The sequence below is a fragment of the Pseudomonas sp. 05N434 genome, assembly GCF_056396965.1.
Window position 1 is genome coordinate 1 of record NZ_JBFTMK010000864.1, and the last position, 1,306, is coordinate 1,306.

At 59.1% G+C, this 1,306-nt stretch carries 2 protein-coding genes; both read left to right on the forward strand.

Annotated elements, in window-relative coordinates; all coding sequences use genetic code 11:
- Positions 1-820: universal stress protein (locus AC1DLB_RS30200; protein ID WP_477786308.1), on the forward strand; the 820-nt coding region annotated here is incomplete at its 5' end.
- Positions 821-892: 72 nt separating this feature from the next.
- Positions 893-1,306: AMP-binding protein (locus tag AC1DLB_RS30205; RefSeq protein ID WP_477786309.1), on the forward strand; the 414-nt coding region annotated here is incomplete at its 3' end.

A 1,306-nucleotide genomic window follows, 5' to 3' on the forward strand; every position in this document is an offset into this window, starting at 1 on the left:
ACATGCGGCGGCCCTGGCCAAGGCCAGCGGGGCACGTTTGCATATCGCTGCCTTGATAAAGTCGTTGGATATTCTGTCGCTGCTTGAAGAGGGCGTGCGGGAAACGGCGCGGGAGACCTATCTGCAGGACCATCGCGACTGGTTGAAGTATCAGGCAAAAAATATCCGTGGCCTGGGGATCGAGGTGACGGCAGAAGTGGCCTGGGCCGATGACCTGCAGCAGGACATTCTGGATCACGTCACGGAAATGCAGCCCGACCTGTTGATCAAGGAGGTTCAGCATGAATCGGCGCTCAAGCGCGCGTTCTTCACTCCGCTGGATTGGCACTTGCTGCGCCACTGTCCAGTGCCGGTCTATCTGATTGGCGGCAGTGGCCATACCTTGCCGCACAAGATCGTGGCCGCCGTTGACGCTTCGGGTACCGATGCCGACAAAGAGTTGAATGACCGGATCATCCAGCAGGCCAATGGCCTTGCGCTGCAGTGCAATGCCGAGTTGCATCTGCTGTATGCCTGCGACACGACAGACTATCTGGGCGATATGGGCGGCGGCGGCCTGACACTGTCGCAGCTGACCAAGCAGTTGCGCAGGGAACTGGAGAAATCGTTCCTGGCGCTGGCCGGTCGGTACGGTGTGGCCTCTGACCGCCGGCATTTCATTCTGGGGCACCCGGTCTCGGCGCTGAGTGAGTTTGCCGAGGAAAATCAGGTGGACGTGATCGTGATGGGCAGAGTCCAGTCCCATGGATTGAACAAACTGGTGGGCAGCACGACCGAACATATTCTGTATCAGGTGCCATGCAGCGTCCTGGCGGTCTAGGGACAGTCCCGTTCACGGTTGATCACACTCCTGGGTGACGGGTTGTGATGAACAGCCGTTGAGGTGAAGCCCATGCATTTGCCGATGATCAAAAAGAAACTCACCCGTTTGCCGACAAAGCCCAATTGGCTGGACAGCGAGCAAGCCCGCGCAGCCTTTTCTTGGCAGGTGGAGGCGCTCGAATTGGCCGGATTGCCAGGGGGTGGCATGAACCTCGCCTATGAGGCGGTGGATCGGCATGCAATGGGAGGGGAGCGTGAACATACGGCGTTGCGCATTCTCGATCGCCATGGCGGGCACCGCGACATCAGCTATGGGCAACTGAGCACGCTGACTAACCGCTTTGCCAATGTGCTGAAAACATTGGGCGTGGCCCCCGGTGAACGCTTGTTTGTGCTCTGTGGCCAAGGGCTGGAGCTGTATCTGGGCGTGCTCGGTGGCTTGAAGCTCGGTTGCGTGGTTTCGCCGTTATTCTGTGCGTTCGGC